The following is a 19,607-nucleotide window of genomic DNA, read 5'->3' on the forward strand; positions in this document are numbered from 1 at the left end:
TTCCTCGCCCCTAGGCTCACCACGCCTCACACATCTCAGGGGGAGTCGGACGTGGCCAGAAGCAACACCCCAGTCAGCAGGCGGCAGTTGGTCCAGGGGGTCGCGCTCACGAGTGCGGCCTTGGTAGTGGGTGCACCGTCCGCCGACGCGACGGGCCGGCCCACCCCCGGCGCACCCGTCGCCACGGCCGAAGGGACGCAGTCGCCCGACTTCACCGAGGGCTCGGCAGCGATGGAGCCCGACAGGACGGTGACCAGTGCCTGCCAGTTCTGCAACTCGAACTGCTCCCTGTCCGTCGATGTACGGGCCGACCGCGTCATCGGCGTACGAAGTGGCGCCGACGACCCCGTGCAGAACGGCAACATCTGTGTGAAGGCGCCGATGATGGCGGAGCTCGCGCACAACCCTCTGCGCCTCACCCACCCACTGATCCGTACCGGCGGCCGCAAGGGCTCGAAGGACTCCACCTTCCGGAAAGCCACCTGGAACGAGGCGCTCGACGTCATCGCCCGGCAGTTGCTCGTCCTGCGGGACAAGGGCGAGGCCGCCTCCATCGCGAACCGGACCACCGGCCGGTTGCCGCGGGGCACCGGCTCCCTGGTGGCCAGGCTGTTCACCCTGCTGGGCAGCCCGAACAACACCGATGTCGGGCCCGTGTGCAACGACGCGGGCGGAAACGCTCTCAAGGCGACCTTCGGCCTCGGCAACTTCACCAACGGGTACGGCACGGACGGCGCCACCGGCAAGGACGACCTGGGCTCGGCCGACTACTACCTCTTCCTCGGCACCAACCAGGCCGAGACCCACCCGGTCACCTTCGACTACCTGCTGCGCGGTCGCGCCCGCACGGGCGCCCGGCTGGTGGTGGTCGACCCGCGCCGGACCCCGACCGCCGCCGTGGCCGACGACTGGATCGCGCCCAAGCCCCACACCGATCTGGCCCTGGCTCTGGGGATGCTCCACCACATCCTCGACAGGAACCTGCACGACCGCGCGTTCGTCGAGCGCTGGGTCGTCGGCTTCGCCGAACTCAAGGCCCACATGGCGGCCTCCCCCTACACCCCGGAGTGGGCCGCCGGCGTCACGGGTGTCCCGGCGGCGACCGTCCGCCGCACCGCCCGCGACTACGCGAGCGCCAGGTCCGCGGCGCTCTTCTGCAACGCGGGTATCTCCCACCAGCTGGGCGCCTTCGACACGTACCGCGTACTCACCTTCCTGGCAGCCGTCACCGGCAACATCGGCAAGCTCGGCGCCGGCTGCAACTTCATGCACAACACCTGGCCCGGAGACCTCCACCTGCCTGCTCTCACCGTAGCGACCCCGGATCCCGGCCAAGCCCTCCCCGTCGGCCCCGACTACTTCGCCGAGGCCATACTCACAGGCCGGCCCTACCGCCTCAAAGCCCTCATCACGCAAGGGAATCCGCTGGTCTCCTCGGCCAACACGGAGAGGGTGAAGGAGGCCTACCGCCGGCTGGACTTCTACGTCTACACGGGTCTGTTCATGGAAGAGGCCGCCTACTACGCGGACGTTGTACTGCCGGTGAGCTCCCCGCTCGAGTACGACGGGGTCTACATGCGGCGGGACGACCGGGCGATCCGCTGGCAGCAGGCCGCCGTGCCCCGCTGCGGCGAATCCAGGCCGGACTGGGAGATCTGGATCGATCTGGCCCATGCGCTGGGCCGCAACGACAGGCGAAAGGGCTCCGCCTACTGGGCCGACGCGTTCCCGCCTGCCTGGAAGGACTACTCCGTCCTGTGGGCCGAGTTCGTGCGGCACACCCCGGGGGCGGGCGGGATGACGGAAGCGCGCATGCGCGAGCGGACCGAGCCCTTGCGCTGGCCCTGCCCCACACCGCGCCATCCCGGCGTCAGCGCTCTCTACCAGGACCACCCGTCCTGGTACGAGGCCGCGGCATCGCTCGGCGGCGCCCCGGGGCAGAGATTCCTCACCCCCAGCGGCAAGATCGAGATCTACACCAGCGCGCTCGACCAAGGGCTCGCCGTCGCCGGACACCGGGCCCTCCCCGACTTCTACACCCATCCCGAAGTGACGGGCGCGCACCCGACGCTCGCGTACGAGAAGCGTTTCGTCACCAGCCCGGTCAACCCGCAGGCCCTCACCCACCCCGTCAAGCTGGGCGTGAAGGGCAACGGGGACGTGCACCGCGGATACCCGCTGATGGGGATGACCGGCCGGCCCGGCGTGGCCCACTTCGCCACGGTCACCCACTGGACACCCACCGGCGCCCGGCTCAACGGGATCCGCTTCCTGCAGATCCACCCCGACACCGCCCGACGGCTGGGTATCGCCGACCGCGACGAGGTCGTCGTGGAGAGCCCGCGCGGCAAGGTCACCGCCACGGCTCTGTACTGGCCGGGTATCCGCAAGGACACCGTGTTCATCCCGAACACCTTCGGCCCTGCCCAGCATCTCGCCGAAGACCTCGGGGGCACCCGGTACGAGGCCGTGAACGCCCTCGTCGACGACCGGTACTACGACAACCTCTCCGGACAGCAGGCATACAAGTGTTTCGCCTGCCGGGTCACGAAGACCCCTTCCTGAGCCCTTCGGCCGCCCGGCGTCGGCCCCCGGGCGGGGGCCCGCCGTGCTGCCGGCTGGTTGCGCAATGATTAGACCGCTGTAAAACTGGGGCTGTGTCAAGCCTGCAAGTAGTTACGTCAGCGCCCTGCTGCCCGCCCGTCACCGCCGCGCCACTGGAGGCTGAGCGGGCCTCGGACATGGCCAAGATGTTCAAGGCGCTGGGTGACTCGATCAGGCTCCGTCTGTTCTCGATGATCGCGTCGGCCGCCGGTGACGAGGTCTGCGTCTGCGACCTCACGGGCCCCTTCGATCTCTCCGCCCCGACGATCTCGTACCACCTGAAGATCCTGCGCGAGGCGGGTCTGGTCACTTCCGAGCGCCGCGGCACCTGGGTCTACTACCGGGCCCGGCGCGACAAGCTCGGCATTCTCTCCGGACTCCTCGCCGTGGACACGGTGCACGAGGCCTGCGCGGTCTGAGTCCGCGGAGCCCCTTTCTCGCACCGACCGGGCGCCGCCCTCAGACGCGCGAGACGATGCGCAACGACCCCGCGGTTCCGGTGGCTGACCCGGACGGCTGAGTCTCCCGGGACGGCAGAGGGCGGTCGCCGGCGCAGGCGCACGGGCGGAGCCAGCCGCGATCGACGGCGTTGGCTCCGGCCTCGAACCTGCTGCGGGCGTCCAGGCGCTCCATCAGGTCCGCGATCATGCGGCGGGCGGTGCGCAGACCGACTCCGAGCTTCTTCCGTACGGCGTCGTCGGTCAGTCCCTGGCTCATCAGGCGGAGGATCTCCTTCTCCATGGGGGTGGGCTGGTCCTGCGCGTCCCCCCCGCACAGGGAGTCCAGTGGCCTCATGGTCTCGCAGAGGCGCTCGAAGAGCGCCACCAGGCCCGCCAGGAACCCCGCCCCGCTGACCTGGACGGCTCCCGCCGCCGGATTCCTGGGATCTATGGGCACCAGAGCGGTGGTGCGGTCGTAGACGACGAGCCACATCGGCAGCGTCGGAACCGTCCCCACGCGTCCGCCGTCGCGCGCCAGCCAACGGGCGTAGCCGAGGGCCGCACGGTCGTTGTAGACGCTCTCCAGATGGATGTTCCAGACGGAGAGACCGCGCTCCAGCATGTGCTGGTCGAGGGGGTGCCGCGCGAGCAGAGCCTCCTCCCCGAGGGTCTCCGCGGGTAACAGGGACATGCACCCGACCGTCGCCCGGCCGGCGAGCCGCTCCATCCGGGCCAGTACCGCGGCCTGCGATTCCAGGCGCTCCCAGCCGGAGTGCGACGTCGACGGCTGAGCGACCTCGTACTCCTCGGCGAGCTGGTCGACGGCGTCCTTGATGTCGGCGAACTCCTGCTGCTTGCTCATGATCTCGGCCTGCCGCTGCTGGAGCAGGGTTCGCAGGGCGAGAGAGGGCTTCGCCGGGACGAGCGTTCCGGCGAGGGGGCGGAGCAGGGAGAGTTCCAGAAGCCGGTCGACGCTGCGTCGGATGTCGTCCCGGGATGCGCCGAGCCCGCTGAACAGGTCTTCCGGCGAGCAGCCGGGCCGCCCGAGTGCGAAGCGGTAGACCGCGTGTGTCAGGTCGTCGAGTCCCAGCGGCTGCGACATCCGCCCCCCAGATGTGCTGGTGCTTCGAATGTCTTGAAGTTAGCACGGCCGGGAGGCAGTTGGGCGATCAAAATGGGCCGATGGCGCGGGGCGAGACAGGTAGTTGCCGGGCAGCTTGCTGCCTCACCGGGAGCTTTCTTCACCAGGGCGCGACCCCTCAGGATCTTCCCGATTGCCACTGGCGTTCGACGCCAACAACCATGGGGAGACGCGTTGAGTTCTGTCGAGACCGATCCGCGACTGAAGGCCGAGAGCGTCACGATCAGGCCCCTGGCCGCCTTCCGGAAAACCGTTCAGGTCCTCGGCTCCAAGAGCTACTCCAACCGCTACCTCGCCCTCGCGGCGCTCTCGGGCGAGCCGACCGTCATCGAGGGTGCTCTCGTCTGTGACGACACCCGGTATCTCGCCGATGCGCTGACCCGGTTCGGTCATGTCGAGGTGGAGGTCGACGCGGCAGCCGAGCGCATCACCGTCACACCGACCGGCCGCGCCATGCGCGCCCCGGAGGAGGACGTGTACGTCGGCGCGGCCGGCACCCCGATCCGTATCCTCATCGCCATGGCCGGACACGCCGAGGGCACCACCGTCCTCACCGGGACCCCGCGCATGCAGGAGCGGCCGATGGGCTCCCTGCTCGAAGCGCTGCCGGGCCTCGGAGTGACGGCCGAGGCCGTGAAGGGCAACGGCAGCCCGCCCGTCCGGGTCACCGGTCCGAGTTTCCGCGGTGGCTCGACGCGTATCAGCGGGGCGGTCAGCTCCCAGTTCACCTCCAGCCTGCTGATCAACGCCACGCGCGCCGAGCAGGACACCGAGGTCCACGTCATCGACGAACTGGTGTCCAAGCCGTACGTCGAGATGACGATCGCGGCCCTCGCCGAGATGGGCGTCGTCGTCGAGCGGGACGGCTACACCCGGTTCGCCGTCGCCGCGGGCCAGAAGCTGCGCGGCGGCACGGTCCAGGTGGAACCCGATGCCTCCGGCATGTCCTACTTCCTCGCGGCCGCCGCCGTCCTCGGCGGCACCGTCACCATTCCCGGCATCGGCAAGGGATCGCATCAGGGGGACGTCGGCCTGGTCGCCGCTCTGACCCGGATGGGATGTACGGCGGACATCGCCGACGACTCCATCACTCTGACCGGCGGCGAACTGCGCGGCATCGACATCGACATGGAGACGATGCCGGACGTGGTCCCGACACTCGCCGTCGTCGCGGCCTTCGCCGAAGGCACCACGCACATCAGCAACATCGCCAGCCTGCGGATCAAGGAATGTGACCGGATCGCCGCCGTCGCCACCGAACTGCGCAAGATGGGCATCACGGTCGAGGAGCACCCCGACGCGCTGACCATCACCGGCGGTACACCCCGTGGAGCCGTCATCGACACCTACGACGACCACCGCATCGCCATGTGCTTCGCCATCGCGGGACTGCGTACGCCGGGGGTGGTGATCAAGGACCCGGGATGCGTCGCGAAGTCCTTCCCGGCCTTCTGGCAGAAGCTGGACACCCTCGCCGGCCCGACCTCCAGCACCCTGTGAGCGCGGCGCGACCGGGCATTCTGCTGGTCCTCGACGGATGGGGGCACGCGGGACCGGGCGAGGCCAACGCTCTCACGGCGGCCGACACGCCCTGTCTGGACCGGCTGCTCGGCACCCCTTTCGCCGGTCTCGCGGAGGCGTCGGGCAGTGCCGTCGGCCTGTTGCCCGGCACGGTCGGCAACTCCGAGATCGGACACATCGTCATCGGGGCGGGACGGCCCGTCTCCTACGACAGCGTCCTGGTCGAGGAGCGGATCAGCAGCGGCGCTCTGCGATCGGACGAGACCCTGAGCGCCGTGCTGAGGGGCGCCGCGCGCACCGGTGGCTCGCTCCACCTGATCGGTCTGACATCCGACGGCATGATCCATGCCAACGTCCACCATCTGCGCGAACTGCTGCACATCGCAGCCCTGTTCGCGGTTCCCGAGGTCAGGATCCACGCGATCACCGACGGTCGGGACGTGGCGGACGGCACCGCCGCCAGCTATCTCGAAACGGTCGAGGGATACGCCGCGGAAGCGGGCATCGGGTCGATCGCCACGGTCACGGGCCGCGGGTACGCCCTGGACAAGAGCGGCGACCTCTCGCTGACCGAACGGGCGGCCCGCGCCATCGCCGACGGCACGGGCCACCTCATCGGTGAGCCGAAGGAGGCTCTGGCGACCACCGGACGCGGCGAGGAGTGGGTGGAGCCCAGCGTCGTCACCGGCGGTGACGGTGCACCGGCCGGCCCGGTCCGGGACGGTGACGTCGTCCTGTTCACCAACTTCCGCAGCGACCGCATCCAGCAGCTCGCCGATCACCTCCACCGCGATCTGGCGGCCCGGGGCGTGACCTTCCTCAGCCTGGCTCAGTACGACACGGACGCGGCCATACCCGCGTTGGTCCACCGGGCCGACGCCGGGGGAGGGCTGGCCGCCCGGCTCGCGGAGATGGGTCTGCGGTCGGTGCGGATCGCGGAAGCCGAGAAGTTCGAGCACGTGACGTACTACCTCAACGGCCGGGAGGCCGCCGTGGCGCCGGTGGAGGAACATCTGAGGATCTCCGATGCCACGCGGCCGGACTACCGGGCCAGGCCGGAGATGAGTATCGGTCAGGTCACCGAGGCCGTCGGTTCGGCCGCCCGGCGCGATGATGTGCCGCTGGTGGTCGCCAACCTGGCCAACATCGACGTGGTCGGCCACACGGGGGACTACGCGGCCACCGTCCGGGCCGCCGAGCACACCGACCGCGCCGTGGACGTCCTGTGCCGGGTCGCGAGCGAGACCGGACGCTGGATTCTCCTGGTCGGTGACCACGGCAACGCGGAGAAGATGCTCACCGAATCCGACGGAGTCCGCCGCCCCTACGGCGGTCACACCACCAATCCCGTACCCGTCGTGCTCGTCCCGGCGGAGGGGCAGCGGGTGGGCCGCCCGCAAGGGGCCGCCACGCTCGCGGACATCGCTCCCAGCGTGCTGTCGCTCCTCGGGGTCGGCCCGGCGCCCGCCATGACCGGCCGCGCGCTGTGGTGACGGTACGTCCGTAGCGCGGAGAAAGCACCAGAACATGCTTGTTCCGCCACCAAAGGAGGCACGTTGATGACTTCCCGGCCGAGACTCGCCCTCGTCGGTGACCGCAGCGATCGTGTACCCGCTCACGCCAAGTTCGACGAACTGGTTCCGCACTTCGGGGTGGAGGTCGACTGGCTTCCCAGCGCGGCGGTGACCGACGCCGTCGCCGACTACGACGGGGTCTGGGTGATACCCGGCTCCCCCTACGTGAGCCAGGCCGGCGCCCTGCTGGCCATCCGTACGGCCCGTACGGCAGGCATTCCCTACCTGGGAACCTGCGGTGGCTTCCAGCACGCGCTCATCGAGTACAGCCGTAACGTCCTGGGGATCAGGGACGCGGAGGACGTCCAGTACGACGCGGATGCCACGACCCCGCTCATCGTCCCGCTGGCCTGCTCCCTCGTAGGGGAGACCGCACCGCTCCACTTCGCCGCCGACAGCCGACTCGCCTCCGTCTATCCGGGGCGCGAGTCCGCGGTGGAGACCTATCACTGCAAGTACGGTCTCAATCCGGCCTACGAGAACGAGCTGCGGTCCGGTCGGCTCCGGATCAGCGGCTGGGACGCGGAGAAGGCGCCGAGGGCGGTGGAACTGCCCGGTCACCCCTTCTTCATCGGCAGCCTGTTCCAGCCCGAACTGTCCTCCACGCCGACCGACATCCATCCGCTCATCAGGGCCTTTCTGGCGGCCGTCAGTGTGCGCGCCGTGGTGCGGGAACGCGGTCCGGTGGCTGTGGGGGAGTGAACCCGACCGTTGCCATTGACACGACGATCACACTGATTCGATACTTGTTTAAGTAAGTGTCCATCGAATCAATGATCGGAGAGCAGCGGACATGAGCAGTGATCCGTCCGGCGCATCTGAGCAGAAGCCCGTCGGTGGCTTCATCACGGAACCGCTCGTGGCCGCGGCGGCCACCACCGGTGGCTGCTGCGGCGAGCCCGCCGATGCCACGGGCGCGGTTCCCGGCGGCCAGGGCGGCGGTTGCTGCGGTGAGCCCGTGAGCGAGCCGAAGGCCGAACGCAGCAGCTGCTGCGGCGAACCCGCCGCCCAGACCCCCCGAAGCTGCTGTGGTGACCCCGCGGCGGCAGGCTGAGGAAGACACCCTTCACATGACCGAGACGGCACACGACCAGGGGCCCACCGCGGCAGGCGGGCCGGCGGACTCCTTCGACACCGAGCGCGCGCTCGCCATGCTCCGCTCCCTGTGCGTCCCGGACATGGCCGGGCGCGCACCGGGCAGTGCCGGACACGACCGCGCCACCCGATTCCTGGTGTCGGAGCTGACCGGCAGCGGTCTCTCGCCCGTCCTGGAGCACTTCGCCATCAGCGGGGTGCTGCGTCTCCCGGCGCCGCCCAACTGCCGTGCGGACGGGCCCGAGGGCGTCCGCGATCTCGTCCACCGCGCGGAATTCGCCGAGCACCCCCGTTCCGCCCCGATGCCGGCGCCGGTCTCCGGTGTTGCCTCGGCGGAGCCCGGGCCCGGCAGGTGGGCCATCGTGCGAGGCCCGTCCCAGGGGCCCGACTTCGCCGGACTCGCCGATGAACTGACGGCACGCGGGGTGGTGGGCATTCTGGTGGCCCAGCACGCCGACGCATCCGGATACCTGACCAAACGGGTCCAGGGCCCACCGCCCGTACAACTGCCGGTCGTGGCCCTCCTGCCGGAGCTGCTCGACGCCGTCACCGACACCGTCGTCACCGCCCACGTACCGCTGGAGCGGGTGGCCGCCGTCGGAGCCAACATCATCGCGACACTGCCGGGCCGCGCTCCGGACGCCCGCCCGATCCTCCTGTCGGCGCACTACGACGGGGTCGGATCCGACCCCGAACTGCACTTCCCGTGTGCCGGGGACAACGCCAGCGGTGCCGCCGTACTCTGCGAGACGGCCCGCGTTCTGAGCCGGGCCGAACCGCTGAGCCGCCCCCTGATCTTCGCGCTCCTGGACGCCGAGGAGATGGGCACCCTGGGGTCGGGACACCACGCCCAGCAGCTGAGCGAGGCGAAGGTGCGGCCCGACGTTCTCAACATCGACATGGCCGGCAAGTTCAACGGCAAGGTGGCCGTGGAACTGGGGCCGGCCGACCCGCCGCCCGATGACCTCATCGCAGCGCTCGACGCGTCCGGCCGGCACCTGGGCATCCCTCTCTACGCCGCACCCGTCGCATCCGACAACCGGCGTTACGCCGCCTCGGGCTTCCCCTCCGCGGGCGTCGGGCTCGGCGCGGCGCACTACCACTCACCCCTCGACAGCCCGGAGCGGATCGAGCCCGACGCCCTGCGCAAGGCGGGACAGCTCACGCTGGCCACGATCCGTCATCTCGCCGCCCACGGCTGATCCACCCGTCGTCCCCCTTCATCCTGAGGAGCCCCTCCATGGCGACCACGCCCCAGCAGTCCGTCTCGACCCAGCTCATCCAGCTCGCCCCGAGCGTCGGCGAGCACCACGCCGCCTTCTCCAAGAGCTACCAGGAGTTCTTCGGCGCCGTCTTCGACCACGACGCCCTGGAACCCAGGACGCGTGCCGCCGTCGCTCTCTGCGCGGCCCTGATGCAGGACCGTGAGGAAACGGTTCGCTCCTTCCTCGCCGCCGCCAAGAAGCTCGGCCTCAAGAACGAGGAGATAGGCCAGATCGCCGGCATCGTCGAAGCGATGAAGCTGGACGAGCTCCAGCGCCCGGCCGTACAGGCGGTCGCGGCCGCCGCGAAGAAGGCCAACACCTGCTGCTGAACAGTCCCGGCCGCCACGCCCACCAGCCCACTCCCCCTCGACGAAGGACATCGGCAGTGCCTGAACCATCCACCCCCGTGACCGGCACCGTCGTGATGCTCGGTGGCCGCAGCGAGCGAGAGTTCGGCGTCGTCAGGGAGCTCGGATACCGGGTCGTGCTCCTGGACGAACGGATTCCGTGGCACTGCATGCCCTGGGTCGACGCCCACGTGGACATCGGCCTGGACGACTGGGGCGCGGTGGCGGACGCGATCCGCGACGAGCTCGGGGACGAGCGGCCCGCAGCGGTACTGACGCACACCGAACCACGTCTGCCGCTGATGGCGCACCTCGGCAGCCTGCTGTCCCCGGGCTCGCCGGGGCTGGACGCGGAGGCCGCGGCCAACTGCCGGGACAAGTGGCGCACGCGCACCGTGCTCGAAGCGGCCGGCCTGCCCGTACCGCGCTTCGCGCTCGCCACGAGTGAGGACGAGGCGGTGTGGGCGGCCTCGCGCATCGGCTACCCCGTGGTGGTCAAACCCCGCGACGGGGCCGGCGCCTTCGGTGTCCGGTGCTGCTTCGGGGAAGCCGAGGTGCGGGAGGCCTTCGGCGCGCTGGGCGGCTTCCTGCCCGACGGCCTGCCGGGGGCGCTGGTCGAGGAGTACGTCGACGGCCCCGAGTTCGCCGTGCAGACCCTCACCCGCGGCGGAACCACGCAGCTCCTCAGCGTCTTCCGGCAGCGTACGACCCCGCCTCCCGTCTTCGTGGAGCTGGGTTACGAACACCCGTGCGGCCTCGCGGCGGCCCACCACGAGGAGCTGGCACAGCTGCTCCAGGACACGCTCGACGCGCTCGGTCTGCGGGACTGGATCAGTCATACGCAGGTCCGGCTCGGCACCGACGGGTTCCGCGTCATCGAGGTCAACGCCCGCAGACCCGGCGGACGCCTGGTGGAGATGACCACCGCCGTCAGCGGCGTCGACATGGTGGAGGCCGTCACCCGCCAGGTGCTGGGCCTGGAGCAGGCCCCGCCCGGTCCGGCCGTGGCCTTCGCCCGCTACACGAGCATCGTCTTCGACGAGCCGGGGACGGTTCTCTACGACGAGTTCGTGCCGGACGGGGAAGGCCCCGGCAGACCCGTCGTCGAGCTGGAGATCGCACCCGGCGAGACCGTACGGCCCAAGGAGGATCCCCAGGGCGGTGTCTACGGCCGCATCGTGGTGTACGGCGAGAGCGCCGAGGAACTCGACCGGGCGGAGCGGGATGTCCGCCGGGCTCTGGACCTTCAGGTGGTGTTCGGCGACGGCCTCGATCCCGCCCCGTCGGACAGCCGTGAATTCAAGTCGTGCTGCTGAGGTGCGTCCGATGACCCTCACCGACCCGGTCGGCCACATGACCGGACAGCACCGGATCGAGATCCTGTCCACGGTCCACGACGTCAACGCCGACGCGTGGAACAGGGTCGTCGGCCTGGCGGCCGGAAGCGTCTTCCACACCTGGCAGTGGCTCGCCGCCTTCGAGGAGGCTCCGCCAGGAGAGTTCGAGCCCCGGCACATCGCCGCCTACCAGGGCGACGAACTCGTCGGGATCTGCCCCGCCTACCTGGTGCACGCCTGCCCGCGCCTCTCCTACCTCGTCGAGCTGGGTGACTTCGCACCGACGGGACCGATACTCCTGGCACACAGCCTGGCCGCGCTGGACGGTGGCCCGTTGGCCGTGCCCGGACACGACGGCGCGGTGGACGCGCTGCTGCACGCTCTGGGGGAGGCGGCGCGTTCCGCCGGAGCCCGGGTCTGGGGTGTGGCCAACGCGTCGGCGGACCGGCTCAGCGGAAGGCTCATGCGGCAAGGTTTCGCCACCGCCCACATCACCACGTCCTACCGCTGTGCCACCGACGCGGAGACGGTCGAGGAGTACTGGGCCTTCGCCGAGGGGCACCGCCGCCGCAAGCTGGCCAGGGAACGCCGGCGCGCGGCGCGCGACCACACCGTACGCGACCGGCCCGCCGACCCGGACACGACGATTCGTCTGGTCCACTGCCTTCTCCGGGACCGCGACACCCCCACCGACGTCCTGCCCGCCGCGTTCCTCCGGGCCATGCAGGCCTGGCTGGCGCCGTTCGAGCGGTCCATCACGGCCGTCGACGGCGCCGGACACACCGTCGGCGTCTTCGCCGGCTGGCAGTTCGGCCCGGTCTGGTCGATGTGGCTGGCCGGTCTGGACACCGAGCGCCTGCCGTCCTTCGTCCCCTACCGGGCGATGGCCGGCCGCATCGTCGAGAGCGCCGTCGCCACGGACGTCGCCACGGTCGACCTCGGCCGCTCCAACGGGATGGAGAAACGCAAACTCGGGGCCTACCCCGTACCGCTCCACCTGGCGCTGAAGGCGGCCGACCGCGATGAGCAGGCCGCTCTGCACGCGTCCTGTCTGCGCCTGGAACAGCGTTGCCAGGGCCCGGAGGAGCAACTCGACCTGACCAGGCGGTGCTGCTGATGAGCGCCGACATCCGTCCCGGTGTGGCCTGTCTCTCCGGGCGCCGCGTCGTGGACGTTCTCGATGCCCTCGACGTACACACCGTCCTGCTCGACGATCCCACGCCGCTGGAGCTGGCCTGCCGGGTCGACGTGCCCCTCGACATCGACCTCGGCGACTGGGCCGTGGTGGAGAGCGCGGTGAGCCGCATCCACGCCGGCCGGCCGCTCGAAGCGGTGTTCAGCGTGTACGACGCGCATGTGCCGCTGGCCGCCTACCTGGCCGCGCGGATCGGGGTACGGGGGCTCGACCTCTCAGCCGCCCTGGCCTGCCACGACAAGGCGCGCCTTCGGATGATGCTGGCCGCCGGCGGCGTACGGACGCCCGACTCCCTGGCGGTCGCCGATCCGGCCGATGCCCCGGCGTCGGCCCGGAGGCTGGGGCTGCCTGTCGTGGTGCGGAAGTCGGTCGGCAGGGGGCAATCGCTCTGCCGCGATCCGGGCGAGGTGAAGCGGGCATCGGAGCTTCTCGGTCCCGGCGCGCTCCTCGTGGAGAAGTTCACCGACGGGCCCGAGTACGCCGTGCAGAGTTTCACCGTCGACGGGGTCACCGAGATCGTGAGTGTGCTGGCCCAGCACACGGGTCCGGGCCCGGGGCGGGCCGAGACCGGTTACGACCACCCCAGCGGTCTCGACCCGGTCCAGGAGTCGGAAGTGAAGGCCTTCTGCGTCCGGGCCCTGGCCGCACTCAACTTCGACCACGGTGTTTCCCACGTCCAGGTGAGGCTGACGGACGACGGGCCCGTCCTCGTCGACGTCGCCGCCCGGCCGCCCGGCGGGCAGCTGTGCGCCGCCACCGAACGGGTCAGTGGGATCGATCTGACGCGCGCGGCCGCGGAGATCGCGCTGGGACGGCCCGTCACACGCAGGCCGCCCACAGCGAGCCACGTGCTGTACCGATGTGTCGGCTTCGACCGCCCGGGCCGGATCGACTACGACGTCCGGGGCCTCGATTCCCTGGGCGTCTGGCTCGACGTCGAACCCGGCGACAGCGTCCGCGGTGTCGACGACCCCGAAGGCGGCAGCTGCGGCCGCATCGTGGTGTACGGCGACGATCCGGCGGAGCTGGAGTCCACGTACCACTCCCTCTTCCACTCGCTCCGACTCCGCGTCGAGCCAGACATCCAGTAGGTGATGGACCCTTGTCCACGCGCATTCTCGTGCTCGGCGGTCGGCGTACCGTCCAGCAGCTCCAGGAAGAGAGCGACTACGACGTCGTGTTCGCCGAGGAGAACATGACGCTCGAACAGGTCATGCTCGCCGACTACCCCTTGGAGGTCGACTTCGGCGACTGGGCCTCGGTCTCGCGCCAGGTGGCCGGGGTCCACGCCCAGCAGCCGATCCACGCCGTCGTCACCGGGGTCGAGCGTCTCGTTCCGCTGGCCGGCCGGTTGCGGGAGGAGCTCGAGCTCGACCACGGCATCACCGAGCAGGCGGCCCGGAACTGCATCGACAAGGTGGCCACCCACCGCCTCCTCGAAGGGGCCGGAGTTCCGGTGCCGCGCACCCGGGTCGTGAGCGGAGCGCAGGAGGGCGGCGAGGCGGCCGAAGGGCTCGGTCTGCCCGTCGTGGTCAAGCCGCGCGACGCGTCCAGCGCGGCCGGGCTGGCGTACTGCGACACCCGCGCCGAGGTCGAGCAGGCCATCGCCGGCATCCTTGCCGGCGGCCGGGACAGTGCTCTGGTCGAGGAGTACGTACAGGGGCCGGAGTTTGGTGTCTTCGCCGCCCGTACGGCCGGAGCGACCCGGGTCCTGTGGGTGGTCGAGGGCGAGGTGGGGCCGCCGCCGACCTTCGTCAAGGTGGGCGGCCACTTCCCCGCCGGACTCGGCGAGGAGAACAGGCGGGAGCTCGACCGGCTGGCGGACCTCGCTCTGACCGCGGTCGGCCTGGACGACTGGGTCGCGGCGCTCCAGTTCACCCTCACGGCCGACGGCTGGCGGGCGGGCGAGATCAACCCCCGTGTCCCCGGCGGCCAGGCCGTCGAGATGATCAGATCCACCACCGGCTGGGAGCCGAGTCTCGTCGCTGCCGAAGCCGCTCTCGGGCAGCACGGGGAGCCCCGGGCCGCCGACGCCGCCTGCGGCCTGTACCGGAGCATCGTCTTCGAGGAGGCGGGGCGCATCGACTACGACGCCGCTGCCATCGGCTCGTTCGGCGGACTCGAGTCCTCGCATCCGCCCTTCGTCGAGTTCGACGTCGCACCGGGCGAGTCGGTGCTGCCGGTCGGCCATCCGCGCGGCGGAGCCTTCGGCCGTATCGTGCTGGCGGGCGAGAGCCCCGAGCAGTTGGAGCGGGACCTCGCACGGGTCACCGAACAGCTGGCCGTCCGGCTGGCGGACGAGCAGGTCAACGAAGGTTCCGTGGACCGGGCGCATACCAGCTGCTGCTGACAACTCCCATCGGAGCCAGACCACTTGACGCCCCCGAGGCTCCGTGATTCGATACTTTTGAAAGTATCGAATCAGCGAAAATGAGAAGGGAGATGCCATGGCCGACGACATGATCGGGTCCGGCTGCTGTGAGACCAGCGGCAACGAGGACGTCGCGGAAGACGGCACCGAGTGCGGCTGCGCCTGCGCCTGCTGCGACTAGTCCAGCGGCATGACGGCGGGTCGCATCCTTCCGGGTGCGGCCCGCTCGGACCGACTGCACGAACCAACTATCAAGAGGGGGCTCGACGTTGAACGACTCGCTACGCGCGCTGCGCTTCATCTATAGCTACCCGCTGCGCTACCGCCGCGAGATGACCATCGCCACCGTGGTCATGTTCCTCGGTCTCCTCGGCAACATCGCCGTGCCACTCCTGACGCGGTACGCCATCGACGTCGGGGTACTCGGCGGAGCGACAGAGACCCTGCTCTACACCTCCCTGGGCGTCCTGCTCGCCGGCGCGGCGACCACCGCCCTGCTGCACTTCGGCAAGCGCATCAGGTTCTCCGTGGCCAGCAAGGCCGTGAACGACCTGCGGGAGGATCTCTTCCGCAAGCTCATCCATCTCGGCCCCGCCGACATCGCCGAAGCATCCGGCGGCCGCGCGCTCACCCGCCTGATATCCGATGCCGTCTCGGTCCGCGGTCTCACCAACGGTGGTCTGCTGGAGCTGCTCAACCAGGTGCTCGTCACGCTCACCATGCTGGTCACGGCCATCGTCATCGACGCGCGCACCACGCTGCTGGCCGTCATCCCGATGGTCTTCGTCATCATCGGGAACTTCACCGTCCAGCTCCGCCTGCAGAAGGCGTTCACCGAGCTCAAGAGCCAGTTCACCAAGCTCCTGAGCGGGGTCGGCGAATCCCTCGCCAACATCAACGTCGTCAAGTCCTACGGCCGCGAGTCGGACGCCTCGGGCCGCCTGGACAAGGTCAACCAGGCGCACGCGGCGCGTGACGGCCAGATGAAGCGCACGTACAGCCGGTGGGAGGCGATCCTCAACGTCATCGGCGGTCTGCCCACCCCGATCGCCTTGTGGGTCGGCGGGCAGGGAGTACTCAAGGGCACCAGCACGGTCGGCGATCTCGTCGCGGTCGTGGCCCTGGTGATGATGTTCCAGATGAGCATCCACATGCTCGCCATGCACACCAACGGGGCCTTCCGGAGCGTCGTCACCGCTCAGCGCCTCCTGCGCGTCATGGACGCTCCCTCCGTCATCGCCGGCCACGACGGCCGCACCGACGTCCCGGCCATCGGCACCGTCGACATCCAGGGCATCGACGTCGACATCGCCGGTCGCCGCGTTCTGGACAACGTCGACCTCCACGTGGAGCCGGGCGCCGTCATCGCCCTGACCGGCCCGACGGGAAGCGGCAAGTCCACGCTCCTCCACGTCCTGGCCCGGCTGCGCGACCCGGACGGCGGCACCGTCGCGTACGACGGCGTCGACGCCCGCGCGTACGCTCCCGAAAGCCTGCGCCGGCACATCGTGTGTCTGCCGCAGCGGCAGTGGGTCTTCGAGGGCACCCTCGCCGAGAACGTCCACTTCGTCCGGCCCGAGGCCACGGACGAGCAGGTCGCGCAGGCGGTCACCGCTGCGGGCCTCTCGCACATCCCGCTGGGACGGCGCTTCGGCGCCAGCACCCTGGACCTGTCGGCGGGGGAGCGTCAGCGCATAGGCCTCGCCCGGGCGCTGCTGGTCAACCCCGACATCCTGCTGCTCGACAATCCGACGGCGAACCTGGACGCGGAGACCGAGGCCGCACTGCTGCGGACCATCCTCAAGGTGCGCAACGGCCGCACTCTGATCATCGCCTCCCAGCAGCCCGCGGTCACGCGGTACGTCGACCGCACCGTCAGCCTGGCCCTCCCGGAAGTCCCCGCCCAGGCCGTGGCGTCGCTCGCCGGGGCGGCCACCCCAGAGGGAGGAAAGGTTTCATGACCGTCACCTCGCACGAGGTACCTCTGGAGGGCAAGGAAGCCCGGCAGGCCCTGCTGAAGGCGACCCGCAGATTCCTGCCCTACCTGCGGCCCCACTGGTTCTGGCTCAGCGTCGCCACGCTGATGGCCATCCTGAACTCCATCGCCACGATCGCCGTCATGTACACGGTGATGGCCGGTATCGGACAGATCGTCATCGGTGACATGAGCGCCGTACGGTCCACCGCCATCAACCTCGTCGTCCTGACCGTGGCGGAGAACATCATCCGGATCATCTACAACTCGGCGATGATCCGGATCAACGAGAGCCTGTCCGTCACCATCCGCAACGACCTGGTCGTACGCCTGCACAACGTGCAGCTGTCCCGGCACGTCTCCCAGGCCAGTGGCGAATGGGTCACCCGCGTGCTCTTCGAGGCGAACCGGTTCCGCGGCTTCCTCACCAAGTCCCTGATGGAAGTGGCCAACAGCGTCATCTGGTTCCTGGCGTTCGCCGTCTTCCTCCTCGCTCTCAGCCCCCTCGTGGCGCTGCCCACCCTGGTCACCATCCCCCTGATGGTGTGGATCGCGGTGGTGTGGACCAAGCGCCTGCGTCCGGACACCCGGAAGCAGCGAGAGAGCTGGGACCAGATGGTGGGCTACCTCGACCAGCGCATCGAGGGCCTGGCCGACATCCGTTCCTTCGGCCAGGAGGAGTCCGTACTCGCCGACCTGCGCGCGCGGTCCGAGGCGTACAGCACGGTTCACAACCGGCTCTCGCGCAAACGCCTCTGGCTCACCTCCCACCTGGGGTTCAGCGTCTTCCTCGCCCTGGGCCTGCTGATCTTCTTCGGCGGCCTGCAGATCATCAACGGGCACCAGCTCGGCTCGGGCTTCTTCTTCGACATGGCCGCCGGCATGATGCCCATGACCTGGATGCTGATGGGCACGGACACGATGATGGCGTCCATGGGCATGGCGTCCGGCACGGCGCTGGCGGCCGGCACGCTCGCCGCCTTCGCCCTCTTCGTCAAGCGCATGCTCAACCCCGTACGTGACCTCGCCCACCAGCTCGGACAGTCGTCCGACATCGCCACCTCGGCGCACCGCATCCTGGACGTCCTCGACCTGGAGGAGGAGCGGAGCGGCTCCGGTACCCTGCCGCCCGTCGAAGGCGCTGTCGCCTTCGAGGACGTCACCTTCGCCTACGGCGACGGCCCCGACGTCCTCCACGGCATCACGCTGCGCGCGGAGCCCGGACAGCACATCGGCATCGTCGGTACGAGCGGCGCCGGCAAGAGCACGCTGATGCAGCTGCTGGTCCGGCTGTACACACCGACCGGCGGCACGGTCAGCATCGACGGGCACGACCTGACGGGCATGAGCAGCGCGTCCGTCCGCTCGCAGGTGCTCCTCGTCACCCAGGAGGCACAGCTCTTCGACGGCACCGTCACCGAGAACATCCTCTTCGGGCGGCCCGGCGCCACGGAGGAACAGGTGATCGACGCCGCGAAGACCCTCGGGGCGCACGAGGCCATCATGGGCCTGCGCAACGGTTACGAGACCCGCGTCGGCGAGCGGGGCTCCCGCCTGTCCGTCGGTGAGCGGCAGCTGATCGCCCTGGCCCGGGCGATGCTCGCCGACCCCCGCGTCATCGTTCTGGACGAGGCGGTCTCCAGCGTCGACCCGGCACGTCAGCGACTGGTCCTCTCGGCGATACGCCGCCTCCTGGAGGGCCGCACGGCAGTCGTCGTCGCGCACTGGCTCCCCCTGGTGGAAGACCTCGACCAGGTCTTCGTCATCGAGGACGGACGGATCGTCGAATCCGGCCTGCCCGTCGAGCTGTTCACCGCGGGCGGGCGGCTCACCGAACTGTGCGACGCCCAGGAGGGCCGCACCCCCAGGAACACCTCCGGAAAGGACAACGCCCATGTCTGACACCAACCTCGGCAACATGTTCTGGAACGCCACCCAGCAGACCCCGACCGCGACCGCCGAGGAGCCCAAGAAGGCTTCATCGTGCTGCGGGCCGAAGCCGGCTGCCGAGGCGGCCCCGGCAGAGCCGAAGAAGGCTTCATCGTGCTGCGGCCCCAAGCCGGCCGCCGACTCGGCCGCCCCGCCGAAGAAGACGTCCTCCTGCTGCGGCCCCAAGCCGGCCGCCGCGACGGAGACCGAGGGCGCCGCGGCCCCCAAGAAGTCGTCCTGCTGCGGCTGATCACCACCGTACCGACCGTCCCGAGGAGGACACATGACCTGGCGCACGGCCCCCCACCAGCCTGACGGAGAGGCCACGAAAGCGGCGTACCCGGCCGGGCCCCGCACCACCCGGGGGGCCGCGCGCCGGGCCGCCACCGCGACCGTGTTCCTGCTCGCCGCGGTCCTGACCGGCTGCGGCGGCACCACGGACGCCGCCGGCGGATCGGCTCCCGCCGGAGACCTGGACGAGAACTGCCGGGCGACCAGGTCCGACGCGGGCCTGGAGGTCACGGTCACCGTGGCCCCCTGCCCGCCCACCGGCGGGGGAACGGCCGGGACGGCCGGTATCGCGGTGAAGGACGCCGACGGCAAGGCGGTACCGGGCGCCAAGGTCGAGATCAACCCCGAAATGCCCAACATGAAGATGAAGGGCGGGAATCAGACGGCACGCCCCAAGGGTGACGGCTATGAAGCCAAGCTCGTCCTGGGGATGGCGGGTGACTGGCGGATCACCGTCACCGTCACTCCCGCGTCGGGTGAAGCGTCCACCACCGCGTTCAACCTGACGGCGAAGGACTGATC

The 19,607-nt window shown here is 70.1% G+C and carries 17 protein-coding genes; 16 read left to right on the forward strand and 1 reads right to left on the reverse strand.

The annotated features are described in order from the left end of the window. Positions 1 to 51 precede the first annotated feature (51 nt). On the forward strand, positions 52 to 2,565 hold the full coding sequence (locus tag AB0F29_RS10255) for a molybdopterin-dependent oxidoreductase (protein ID WP_361869642.1): 2,514 nt from the start codon (positions 52 to 54) through the stop codon (positions 2,563 to 2,565). A gap of 176 nt (positions 2,566 to 2,741) precedes the next feature. Next, positions 2,742 to 3,023 (forward strand): metalloregulator ArsR/SmtB family transcription factor, encoded by a 282-nt coding sequence (locus AB0F29_RS10260; protein WP_361870382.1) that lies wholly within the window; start codon positions 2,742 to 2,744, stop codon positions 3,021 to 3,023. Positions 3,024 to 3,063: 40 nt separating this feature from the next. Here the strand turns inward: AB0F29_RS10260 and AB0F29_RS10265 are convergent, their stop codons facing one another. Beyond that, complete coding sequence (locus AB0F29_RS10265) at positions 3,064 to 4,146, reverse strand: helix-turn-helix transcriptional regulator (RefSeq protein ID WP_361869645.1); 1,083 nt, start codon at positions 4,144 to 4,146, stop codon at positions 3,064 to 3,066. Between the two features lie 213 nt (positions 4,147 to 4,359). Here AB0F29_RS10265 and aroA point away from each other — a divergent pair, with 213 nt between their 5' ends. From aroA to AB0F29_RS10335, 14 genes are all read left to right on the forward strand, one after another. Then, positions 4,360 to 5,685, forward strand: coding sequence for a 3-phosphoshikimate 1-carboxyvinyltransferase (gene aroA / locus AB0F29_RS10270; RefSeq protein ID WP_361869648.1), 1,326 nt, complete (start codon positions 4,360 to 4,362; stop codon positions 5,683 to 5,685). Then, a complete protein-coding gene (gene gpmI, locus AB0F29_RS10275; protein ID WP_361869650.1) occupies positions 5,682 to 7,199 on the forward strand; it encodes a 2,3-bisphosphoglycerate-independent phosphoglycerate mutase in 1,518 nt (505 codons plus the stop codon). Before aroA ends, gpmI begins: the two co-directional genes overlap by 4 nt. Before the next feature lie 66 nt (positions 7,200 to 7,265). Then, entirely contained in the window at positions 7,266 to 7,982 is a 717-nt protein-coding gene (locus AB0F29_RS10280) for a hypothetical protein (protein WP_361869653.1), read from the forward strand. Between the two features lie 91 nt (positions 7,983 to 8,073). Further along, positions 8,074 to 8,334, forward strand: coding sequence for a hypothetical protein (locus AB0F29_RS10285; protein ID WP_361869655.1), 261 nt, complete (start codon positions 8,074 to 8,076; stop codon positions 8,332 to 8,334). A gap of 16 nt (positions 8,335 to 8,350) precedes the next feature. Beyond that, complete coding sequence (locus AB0F29_RS10290; protein ID WP_361869658.1) at positions 8,351 to 9,577, forward strand: M28 family metallopeptidase; 1,227 nt, start codon at positions 8,351 to 8,353, stop codon at positions 9,575 to 9,577. A gap of 38 nt (positions 9,578 to 9,615) precedes the next feature. Beyond that, positions 9,616 to 9,969, forward strand: a complete 354-nt coding sequence (locus tag AB0F29_RS10295; protein ID WP_073880930.1) for a carboxymuconolactone decarboxylase family protein — start codon at positions 9,616 to 9,618, stop codon at positions 9,967 to 9,969. 56 nt (positions 9,970 to 10,025) lie between these two features. After that, positions 10,026 to 11,303: an ATP-grasp domain-containing protein gene (locus tag AB0F29_RS10300; RefSeq protein ID WP_361869661.1), complete on the forward strand. Its 1,278-nt coding sequence runs from the start codon at positions 10,026 to 10,028 to the stop codon at positions 11,301 to 11,303. Between the two features lie 10 nt (positions 11,304 to 11,313). Then, on the forward strand, positions 11,314 to 12,441 hold the full coding sequence (locus AB0F29_RS10305; protein WP_361869664.1) for a GNAT family N-acetyltransferase: 1,128 nt from the start codon (positions 11,314 to 11,316) through the stop codon (positions 12,439 to 12,441). Continuing rightward, a complete protein-coding gene (locus AB0F29_RS10310) occupies positions 12,441 to 13,610 on the forward strand; it encodes an ATP-grasp domain-containing protein (RefSeq protein WP_361869667.1) in 1,170 nt (389 codons plus the stop codon). Before AB0F29_RS10305 ends, AB0F29_RS10310 begins: the two co-directional genes overlap by 1 nt. A gap of 11 nt (positions 13,611 to 13,621) precedes the next feature. After that, complete coding sequence (locus AB0F29_RS10315) at positions 13,622 to 14,869, forward strand: ATP-grasp domain-containing protein (RefSeq protein WP_361869669.1); 1,248 nt, start codon at positions 13,622 to 13,624, stop codon at positions 14,867 to 14,869. A 290-nt stretch (positions 14,870 to 15,159) separates the two neighbouring features. Continuing rightward, positions 15,160 to 16,851, forward strand: a complete 1,692-nt coding sequence (locus AB0F29_RS10320) for an ABC transporter ATP-binding protein (RefSeq protein WP_361869672.1) — start codon at positions 15,160 to 15,162, stop codon at positions 16,849 to 16,851. Further along, positions 16,848 to 18,767, forward strand: coding sequence for an ABC transporter ATP-binding protein (locus tag AB0F29_RS10325; protein WP_361869675.1), 1,920 nt, complete (start codon positions 16,848 to 16,850; stop codon positions 18,765 to 18,767). The genes AB0F29_RS10320 and AB0F29_RS10325 overlap by 4 nt, the downstream gene beginning before the upstream one ends. Continuing rightward, complete coding sequence (locus AB0F29_RS10330) at positions 18,760 to 19,044, forward strand: hypothetical protein (RefSeq protein ID WP_361869677.1); 285 nt, start codon at positions 18,760 to 18,762, stop codon at positions 19,042 to 19,044. Before AB0F29_RS10325 ends, AB0F29_RS10330 begins: the two co-directional genes overlap by 8 nt. A 33-nt stretch (positions 19,045 to 19,077) precedes the next feature. Continuing rightward, positions 19,078 to 19,605, forward strand: coding sequence for a FixH family protein (locus AB0F29_RS10335; RefSeq protein ID WP_361869680.1), 528 nt, complete (start codon positions 19,078 to 19,080; stop codon positions 19,603 to 19,605). Positions 19,606 to 19,607 lie beyond the last annotated feature (2 nt).

This window comes from Streptomyces sp. NPDC026589 (genome assembly GCF_040638385.1).
Lineage (GTDB): Bacteria > Actinomycetota > Actinomycetes > Streptomycetales > Streptomycetaceae > Streptomyces.